The organism is Thermomonas sp., assembly GCF_025993755.1.
Taxonomy (GTDB): Bacteria; Pseudomonadota; Gammaproteobacteria; order Xanthomonadales; family Xanthomonadaceae; genus Thermomonas.
Genome location: NZ_JAMQHN010000162.1, coordinates 1 through 8309 on the forward strand (window position 1 = coordinate 1; position 8309 = coordinate 8309).

Annotated in this window: 8 protein-coding genes and 2 riboswitches; of the genes, 2 read left to right on the plus strand and 6 right to left on the minus strand. The window is 66.0% G+C overall.

What is annotated here, in order from left to right; translation table 11 throughout:
- Positions 1-203 precede the first annotated feature (203 nt).
- Complete coding sequence (locus tag Q0X16_RS11830) at positions 204-989, plus strand: TOBE domain-containing protein (protein WP_297834661.1); 786 nt, start codon at positions 204-206, stop codon at positions 987-989.
- A 40-nt stretch (positions 990-1029) separates the two neighbouring features.
- Here Q0X16_RS11830 and Q0X16_RS11835 read toward each other — a convergent pair whose 3' ends face one another.
- Both Q0X16_RS11835 and Q0X16_RS11840 read right to left on the minus strand, forming a co-directional pair.
- Positions 1030-3057: a TonB-dependent receptor gene (locus Q0X16_RS11835; RefSeq protein WP_297834664.1), complete on the minus strand. Its 2028-nt coding sequence runs from the start codon at positions 3055-3057 to the stop codon at positions 1030-1032.
- 116 nt (positions 3058-3173) lie between these two features.
- Complete coding sequence (locus Q0X16_RS11840) at positions 3174-3704, minus strand: molybdopterin-dependent oxidoreductase (RefSeq protein WP_297834667.1); 531 nt, start codon at positions 3702-3704, stop codon at positions 3174-3176.
- A 183-nt stretch (positions 3705-3887) separates the two neighbouring features.
- On the opposite strand from Q0X16_RS11840, the gene Q0X16_RS11845 reads away from it, so the two are divergent.
- Positions 3888-4154, plus strand: coding sequence for a hypothetical protein (locus Q0X16_RS11845; protein WP_297834669.1), 267 nt, complete (start codon positions 3888-3890; stop codon positions 4152-4154).
- A gap of 3 nt (positions 4155-4157) precedes the next feature.
- On the opposite strand, the gene pnuC is transcribed toward Q0X16_RS11845, so the two are convergent.
- From pnuC to Q0X16_RS11865, 4 genes are all read right to left on the minus strand, one after another.
- On the minus strand, positions 4158-4739 hold the full coding sequence (gene pnuC / locus Q0X16_RS11850) for a nicotinamide riboside transporter PnuC (RefSeq protein WP_345780298.1): 582 nt from the start codon (positions 4737-4739) through the stop codon (positions 4158-4160).
- Positions 4736-6898 carry a TonB-dependent siderophore receptor gene (locus tag Q0X16_RS11855; protein ID WP_297834670.1) on the minus strand — a complete coding sequence of 721 codons (2163 nt, stop codon included), beginning with the start codon at positions 6896-6898 and terminating at the stop codon, positions 4736-4738. Before Q0X16_RS11855 ends, pnuC begins: the two co-directional genes overlap by 4 nt.
- A 104-nt stretch (positions 6899-7002) precedes the next feature.
- Positions 7003-7098: riboswitch (TPP riboswitch) on the minus strand.
- Between the two features lie 51 nt (positions 7099-7149).
- Positions 7150-7728, minus strand: coding sequence for a TMEM165/GDT1 family protein (locus Q0X16_RS11860; RefSeq protein WP_297834674.1), 579 nt, complete (start codon positions 7726-7728; stop codon positions 7150-7152).
- Positions 7729-7730: 2 nt separating this feature from the next.
- Positions 7731-7906, minus strand: a riboswitch (yybP-ykoY riboswitch).
- 98 nt (positions 7907-8004) lie between these two features.
- Positions 8005-8309, minus strand: a 305-nt coding sequence (locus Q0X16_RS11865) for a hypothetical protein (protein WP_297834676.1), incomplete at its 5' end; no start/stop codon positions are given.

The following is an 8309-nucleotide window of genomic DNA, read 5'->3' on the forward strand; positions in this document are numbered from 1 at the left end:
CCCCCCTTGGGCACAACTACAACGTCACGCAATGCACCGCGTGACACGGCAATATCATGAAACCGCGCTACGGCGCGGTTTTTCTTTGCCCGCCGCCCATGGGAAGCCGGTCACTTGCGGGAATGTGATCCCGATCAGAAGCACGGCGGGCTGAAAGCCCCGCTTGTTCTATGCTTGGCGCTCATCCCGAAGTGGGCTTCCCAGTGCTTGAACCGTTGATCGACCTGCGTGGCGGAGGGATCAGCCTCACGCCGAAACGGGCGCAATTGCTGCAGGCGCTGGAATCGGAAGGGTCGATCAGCGCGGCCGCCCGCGCGATGGGCATGAGCTACAAGGGCGCCTGGGACGCCATCGCCGCGCTCAATGGCCTGGTCGCCGAGCCGCTGGTGGCGACCGAAACCGGTGGCAGCGGCGGGGGCGGTGCGCGCCTGACCGAAACCGGGCGTCGCGTGCTGGCGTTCCATCAGGCGCTGTCCGCGTTGCAGCAGCGGCTGCTGGCGGGACAGGACGGATCTGCGGAGAATGCGACACTGGATCGACTGCTCGAACGGCTGGGGAATCTCATGCTCAGGACAAGCGCGCGCAACCAGTACGAAGGCACCGTTCGCGCGATCCAGCGCGGTGCGGTGAACAGCGAGGTCGTTCTCGACCTCGGCGGCGACGATCGGCTGGTGGCCATCATCACCAACCGCAGCGTGGAGAACCTCGGGCTGCGCGAAGGAGGCAGCGCGATCGCGCTGATCAAGTCCTCGTTCGTCGTGCTCGCCTCGCCTGGCGTGCGGACCAGCGCGCGCAATGCGTTGGCAGGCACCGTCACGCAGTGCCGGGAAGGCGCGGTGAACTCGGAAGTCGAATTGCAGTTGTCCAGTGGCCGCGCCATGGTGGCCACCGTCACCAACGAAAGCGTGCGCGAACTCGGCATCCGCGAAGGCGCTGCGCTGCTGGCGCTGGTCAAGTCCTCGCACGTGATCCTGGCCGTGGCGGCCTGACCGCATCCCCCCGCATGCAGGGGGGATGCGGAACGCACCATCAGAACCGATAGCTGATGTTGCCGTACCAGGTGCGGCCGGGCATCGGGTAGCCTTCTGCCAGTTCGTACCACTTGTCGCCGAGGTTGCGTCCGCCGATTTCGATCTCGAACCGGTCCCGTGGCGACCACACCAGCTTGGCACCCAGGTTGGCGTAGCCGCCCAGCTGCAGGAAGCCGTTCTGGTTGCCCGGACCGCTGTAGGTGACGATGCGCCCCTGTTCGGCTTCGAGCGTGGCCTGCAGCGTCCATTGCGGCGTGAACGCCCATTGCGCAAAGGCAAACAGACGCTGGCGCGGGCTGTTGGTCAGCAGCACGGCGGGATTGCCGAGGTTGTCGCGATCCAGCCACGTGTACGCCGCGCCCAGTTGCCCGCGTTCGGCGAAGTCCTGCCGCAGGGACAGCTCGATGCCGCGGTTGCGAGCGCGGCCGATGTTCTGTGCCTGGTTGCAGGTCGTTCCGCCGCATTGGTTGGAGGGCACGATCGCATCCTGGATCAGGTTGCCGATTCGGCTGTTGAACAGGGAGACCTCGACCTGTGCGCCTTGCCATGGATGTCCGCGCCAGCCCAGTTCGAAATGGGTGGCGACCTCGGGGCGCAGATCGGGGTTGGGCAAGGCCTGGCCCATGCGTGCGGAATAGCGGTCCTTGATGGTGGGGAAGCGGGTCTTGTGCGAGGCGCTGATGAACAGCTGGCCGTCCTGGCCGAAGTCGTGCAGCAGTTCGATCAAGGCATTGTTGGCGTGGGTCGATCCGGTGGGCCAGAAATACACCTCGCGCGCGCTGCGGCGCTCGTGGCTGGCGCCGATCCGCAGGCTGTTGCCCCCGCCCAGCGCGATGGTGTCTTCCAGCGCCAGCGAGGTGGTGACGTCGCGGTAATCCTTGATCGGCGACAGCGGATTGCTGTCGCGGTGGCGATCGTCCTTGTAGTGCGCGGCCAGATGCAGGTCGTGGTTGCTCCAGGCCTGGGTGGACAGTTCGATGCTCACGCCACGGGTTCTGTCCTCGTAGATGCTGGGGAAACTGGTGTTGTGCAGTTGCGTCGCGTAGCTGCCGTTGGTGTAGGCTTCCAGCCCGTTGCCGTAGCGATCCGAGTAGGCGCGCAATTTAAGGCTGGCGCGTTCGCCGAGGCCGACGTTGCCGATGAAATACAGGCTGTCCTTGTCCCACCAGGGCCAGCGCCAGTAGCGGATGCCGCTGCTGGCGCGGCCGGTATAGACGGGATTGCCTTTCTCGCCGTCCTGGCGGACGTAGCCGAGGGCGAATTCGTTGCCGTTGCCGGGGGCATAGCCGATCTTGAGTGAGACTCTGCGATCGTCGCGGTAGGCGTTTTCACGCTGGTCGCCGGTGTCGGTCGTTGTGGTCTTGTAGTCGTGGAAGCCGTCGGGCAGCGGAAAGCCGTCGGCATCCAGACGCGACCAGCCGGCCTGCAGGTACCAGTCCCCTTGGCGCATGCCGAGGTTGACCGCAGCCCTGAGCTCCCCGCCGCTGCCGCCACCGATCCGCACATCGCCTTCCAAATGCTCCGTGGGCTTGCGTGAGATCAGATTGATCGCGCCGCCGAGCGTGTTGGGGCCGTACAGAAGCGAGGCCGTGCCCTTGCCGACGCGGATTTCACCGAGATCGAAGGTGGTGAAGCGGCCGAAGTCGATGTAGCCGTCGTACGGCACGTACTGCGGGATGCCATCGAGGAACACCGGCACCTCGCGCGGGTCGAAGCCGCGCACGTAAACCATCGATTCGTTGCGGCTGTTGGTCGAGAGCGCCACGCCGGGCGCGATGGCGACGGCTTCGCCCACGGTGTCGCGGTTGAACTGTTCGATCTGTTCGCGGGTGATGGCGGATTCGCCGGCCGGTGGCTGGTCGGGTTTCTTGCCGTGGACCACCACGCTGCCAAGTTCGAAGGACGAGGCGTTCTTGTCGGTGTTCGTGTCGTCGGCGGCTTGGGCCGTGGTGGTGCAGACGAGGATGGCGAGCAGGGCGACGGCGAGCGCCTGCCGTCGCGGGAATCGGTGGGCTGAAATGGGCATGGGTGTCTCTCAGGCTAGGGGGAATCAATGGGCACGAGGCGGGAAGCCGCGTCCTTGTCCGCGACTTCGGTGGCCTTCGATGGATGGCAGGCGACGGTGCCGCCTGCGTGGCTGCATCACTGCATGCGGACGACTTCGATCCGGTCGAGCCAACGCACATGGCGGGGACCCGTCTTGATGTCCTGCCCGGAGATCAGCAGCAACTGCCCGTCATGGACGTCCAGCGGCTTGCCGTCCTTTTCCCAGGCGATCAGCACGTCCTTGCCGATGGCGGTGTTGTACAGCTCGTTCCACGAAAAGGTGACGAAGTAGCCGTCGGTGGCGCGGGCGACGATCACCATGCGGCGCGCGTCCTTGTGCCCTTCCACCGCGATGCCGACGTGATCCAGCACGTCGGTCAGGCGCACGCCGCGAAAATTCTGCGCGCTGCCCACCGTGGCCCCGGAGGCGCAAACCACGTCCACCGGACCGGTATTGCGCTGGACCAGCCGCTTCAGCGCTGCCACGTCGAATTCCGCAGGCGCGTTCACCGCCCCGGTGATGCGCACCGAGCTGCTGGGCATGCCTTCTTCGGGATGGTCGGCCGGGCTGGCCGACAGCAGGGCCGGGGCCAGCAGCAGCGCCAGCAGGAAAGCGCGCAGTTTCATGGGAAGACTCGTTATGTTGTTGTGTATATAACGAGAATCTACACGGGTTCCGGCGGGTGGATTTGATCGAAGTCAAACGGGAAGCAACAGCTGGCCGAACCGCGCGGATGTGGCGAGGCGGCCGTGCCGGATGCCGCAGACCGGGCGTGGAATCAAGGCGGATTTTTCGGACGTTGTCCTAGAATGGATGCTACCGACCTGGCTGGAGAGAGCGTGCGTACATTCGACGATTCCGACGGCCAGCGCTGGCAGGCGGCGGTGCTGGATGCGTCCTATGGCGTGATCCTGCTGGTGTTCAGCCCGCTGCACGGCGATGGGATCCGTCGCAGCCAGCTGCAGGTGGTGAACCTCGCCGAGGGGCAGGACTGGATCGCGATGGCGGATGAGGAGGCCCTGCGCGAGCAGCTGGGTGCGGCCGATCCCTGGGATCCTTCCGCCGATCCGTTCTGAGGTTCAACCGGCTGCGTTTTCCTGCATCTGCGCCGCACGGCGCCAGTCGCGCAGGCCCTTGGCGGCCAGCCCGACGAAGCCGGTGTACAGCACCGCGGTGACGAACAGATGCTTGTTCACGAACATGCCGATATAGACCAGATCCACCGCGATCCACAGAGACCACGTCGCGGCGTGGCGGCGGTTCTGCCAGAACTGCGCGACCAGGCTCAGCGTGGTGAGCATGGCGTCGAGCCAGGGCAGGGCGGCCGGAGTGTGGGTGGCCATCGCGTAGCCCAGCGCCAGCCCGCAGGCGATGCCGATGGCGAGATGCAGCACGGCATCTCGCGCGGGAAGCGGCGCCACCCTGACGTGGCCGCTGCGGTCGAGGTGGTGCCGCCAACGCCACCAGCCGAGTACTAGCATGCCGATCCAGATGCACTGCAGCAGCACTTCCGAATACAGCCGTGCGCCGAAATAGACCCAGATGTAGACGCACACCGAGACCAGACCGGCCGGATAGCACCACGGGCTGCGGCGCGTGCCGAGCCAGACGCTGGTGGCGCTGAGCGTGGCGGCGATGAGCTCGTGCAGGGGCAGGGTCATAGCGAGACGCGCAGGCTCAGGCGCAGCAGGCGCGGCGCGCCGGGGAACAGATAATTGTCGCCCTGCGAGCTGCCGGTGTCGCGCCAGTAGAAGCGGTTGAACAGGTTGTCCACGCCGAGCTGGGCGCTGATCTCCCGTTGCCCCCAGGAACCGTCGTAGCGCACCCCGGCATCGAACACGCCGTAGGCGGGAGCGCGCAGCGCGCCATCGGGCGTGGCCGGGTTGGCCGAAGCGTAGCGCCAGCCGCCTTGCACGGTGAAACCCGGCAAGGCGCTCAGGCGATGTTCGATCCAGAGCGTGGCGCGCAGGCGCGGAACGTTCACGACCTGGTGGCCGTCGTAGGCGGCGGTGCCGGTGCCCTGCGCGCGGGCGCGCACCAGCGCGAGGCTGGCGTGCAGGCCGGTGGCCTCGCTCAGGCGTCCGTTGGCCGAAACCTCCAGCCCGGTGTGCACTTCCTCGCCCTGCTGGACGAAGGTGAAGCCGGCCCAGGAATTGTCCGGCTGCGCGTACTGGTAGGGCTGGTGGATGCGGTAGAGCGCGGCTTCCAGATCCAGCCGCGGGGTCCAGCGGTACTTGAGTCCGGCCTCGACCTGGCGCGACAGCCGCGGACCGAGCGAATCGCCGTCGTTGCTGGTCCATGACGGCGCCTGCAGACCCAGCGACAGCCCTTCGCCATAGCTGGCGTAGAGGGTGAGGGCGTCATCCGGCAGCCACAGCAACGCCACCTGCGGCAGCGTGTGCGAGAGGTGGGTGTCGCGTTCGAGCACGTTCTTCTTGCTGCGCGCCTGTTCGCTCAGGCGGACGTGGCGGGCGCCCAGCAGCAGCTGCCAGTGGGAGCCAAGGCCCAGCCGATCCAGCGCGAACAGCGAACGCTGCCAGCTGTTCAGGCGCTGCACGCGCGGGCCGATCTGCTTGGGCGACGGATCGAAGACCGGGACGGCGGGATCGTCGATATTTGCGGTGCCGATGTAGTCGTTGACGTGCCAGTGGCGATTGATGCCGCGATGGAAGGCCGCCACGCCCAGCGTGAGGTCGTGGCTGACGCTGCCGGTGGCGAAACGCCCTTCCAGCGTGGCGCGCGCCTCGTCGCCGGTGCGGGTGTCGCCGGGGTTGCGGTAGTCGTAGACGTCGTAGCTGCCGTCCGGCGCGAAGTAGTTGGGCGGGCTGCCCGACGCGCAGGCGGCCACGTACCAGCAGCCGTAGGCGAAGGCGACGCGATCGTCGATCACGCTGCGGCTGCGGCCCAGCGCCAGGTGCAGGCTCCAGTCGTCGTTGAAGGCGTGCTGCAATCGCGCGCTGGCATTGGTGGCGCGGATCGCGACCGGCTGCTGCCAGGGCTGGTAGCCGAGCATCTGCGAGCGGTCGACGTGCTCCGGAAAGCGGGCGCCGCCCAGCAGCATGTAGCCGGAGGCCGAACGCTGGGCGCTGTCGAGATGGTTGATGTCCAGCTGCAGTGAGGTGCGCTCGGTCGGATTCCAGTCCATCGCCAGCGCGCCGAAGGCGCGGCGGCCGTTGGCGTGGTCGACGAAAGAGTGCAGGGTTTCCCAAGCGAGGTTGACGCGCAGCCCGAAGCGCGGCGTCAGCCAGCGCCCCGCGTCCAGCGCGGTGTACAGCGAACCGTGCGAATCCGCGCCCAGCGTCAGTGTGCGCACGTCGGCAGGCCGCTTGCTGACGAAGTTGACCACGCCGCCAGGCTCCATCACGCCCGCGGTCAGGCCTGCCAGCCCCTTGAGGATTTCGACCTGCTGCTTGTCCTCCAACGCGATCGGCTGCTCGCCGGTCATGGCGAGGTTGTTGTTCCGGTAGCCGGTGCCCAGGTCCAGTGCGTAGCCGCGGATCGACAGATTCTGGTAGTAGCCGACCGGAGCGTAGTTGTCGCCGAGCGCGGCGTCCTCGTGCCCCAGTTCGCTCAGGGTGCGGATCTGGCGGGCCTCGATCCGTTCGCGGCCGACGACGCTGATCGCGGCCGGCGTGTCGTGCAGCGTGGCCTTGCCCCAGGCGTCGATTCCGTTTTTGCGCGGCGCTTCGCGGCGATCCCCCGTCACCTTGACGCCGGGGAGGATCGTGGTTCTTTCCTGGGGCGGAGGGGGTGCGTCGGACTGGGCGTGGGCCAGCAGCGGCAGCAGTGCAAGCAGCAGTGGGGAAAGTCGCAGGATCATGTTCGCAATCGCCAGTGGGGAAGGGGCGAAGCGAAAGCCGGCAGCGATCCGCGCAGGACGACCCATGCAGGATCGAACGGCGCAAGGCGATTCCCGAAAGAATCTGCCGCCGTGTTCAAGCTCCCTACGCCGGTCCAAACCGGATCAGGTTCCAAGGGTCTCTCTCAGCCCGGTCGCGCCGGGCACCCCCGCTTCAGGCGCTATTGAACCACCATTGCGGGATCGGAGCCAGCGGGCATCAGGTCAAAGCGTCAGAAGCCGAGCTTCAGCCCGATCCCGGACAGCGTCGCGGCGCCCAGCAGGGCGAAGATCGCCGATGCGACCGCATGCACCAGTTTCATGGGGATTTTTTCTGCGAACTTGCCGCCCACGAAGACTGCCGGCACATCGGCGATCAACATCCCGAGCGTCGTGCCGATCACGACCTGAAGCGGCGCGCCGTAGTGCGCGGCCAGTGCGACCGTGGCGATCTGCGTCTTGTCCCCCATTTCGGCCAGGAAGAAAGTGACCAGGGTGGTGCCGAACACGCCGAAATGTCTGGCAACCCGCATTTCTTCGTCCTCGATCTTGTCTGGAACGAGCGTCCAGACCGCCATGCCGAGGAACGACAGGCCCAGCACCCAGCGCAGGACGCCCGGGCTGACGGATGCCGTGATCCATGCGCCCAACGCGCCGGCGAGGCCATGATTGACCAGAGTTGCGGCAAGGATGCCGAGAACGATCGGCAGCGGCTTCTTGAAACGCGCCGCGAGAATGAAGGCGAGGAGCTGGGTCTTGTCGCCGATTTCCGCAAGTGCAACGACGCCGGTCGAAATGAACAGTGATTGCATGCAGTGTCCCGGGCCGGACAACGGACGATCGACCACGTCGCATCCCCGGCCAGGTCGGAGGCGTCGTGGTCAAAGGTCTTGCCAGGCGTGGACACTGCGGACGCCATGGCCGATGGGCCAAGTGTGTTGACGTCAGCCCCTTCGTGGCGAAGGGCGGCTACTCCCCGATGACGGGCGGGAGTTTAGCAGCAGGAGGCTATTGAGATATAACTTTTAGTTATGAGTAAATCAGCCTGACCGTGGATGGAGAACTTTCTGACGTAGCACAGGTTTCATCTACAAGGTATTGATATTTATATCATCTATACCATTCGGTGCCGTATTGCGCTGCGGCAAGCCCTCGTCAGAACCCCGTGCTAGTGTTTGCGCCGCACATAGGGGAATGTGCGCATCATCACGAAATTTTTGTTGCGCGTCTGTCGTATTTCCCGGGGAGAACCAGCCGATGTCCAGTCGTTCAGGCTTGCTTGCAAGCGTGATGTTTGCCGCTTTTGCTTTCTTCGCGTCGCCCGTTTCGGCGGCCAATGGCCCGGCCAGGGCCAATACCCCATCCCAGCCAGAACGGGTCGTGGGTGGCGAAG

Excerpts from the sequence above, each read along its gene's own strand:
- Q0X16_RS11840 (WP_297834667.1), bottom strand. The coding sequence starts at position 3,704 with ATGAAACTGCGCGCTTTCCTGCTGGCGCTGCTGCTGGCCCCGGCCCTG.
- pnuC (WP_345780298.1), bottom strand. The coding sequence starts at position 4,739 with ATGACCCTGCCCCTGCACGAGCTCATCGCCGCCACGCTCAGCGCCACC.
- Q0X16_RS11855 (WP_297834670.1), bottom strand. The coding sequence starts at position 6,898 with ATGATCCTGCGACTTTCCCCACTGCTGCTTGCACTGCTGCCGCTGCTG.
- Q0X16_RS11835 (WP_297834664.1), bottom strand. The coding sequence starts at position 3,057 with ATGCCCATTTCAGCCCACCGATTCCCGCGACGGCAGGCGCTCGCCGTC.
- Q0X16_RS11860 (WP_297834674.1), bottom strand. The coding sequence starts at position 7,728 with ATGCAATCACTGTTCATTTCGACCGGCGTCGTTGCACTTGCGGAAATC.
- Q0X16_RS11845 (WP_297834669.1), top strand. The coding sequence starts at position 3,888 with ATGGATGCTACCGACCTGGCTGGAGAGAGCGTGCGTACATTCGACGAT.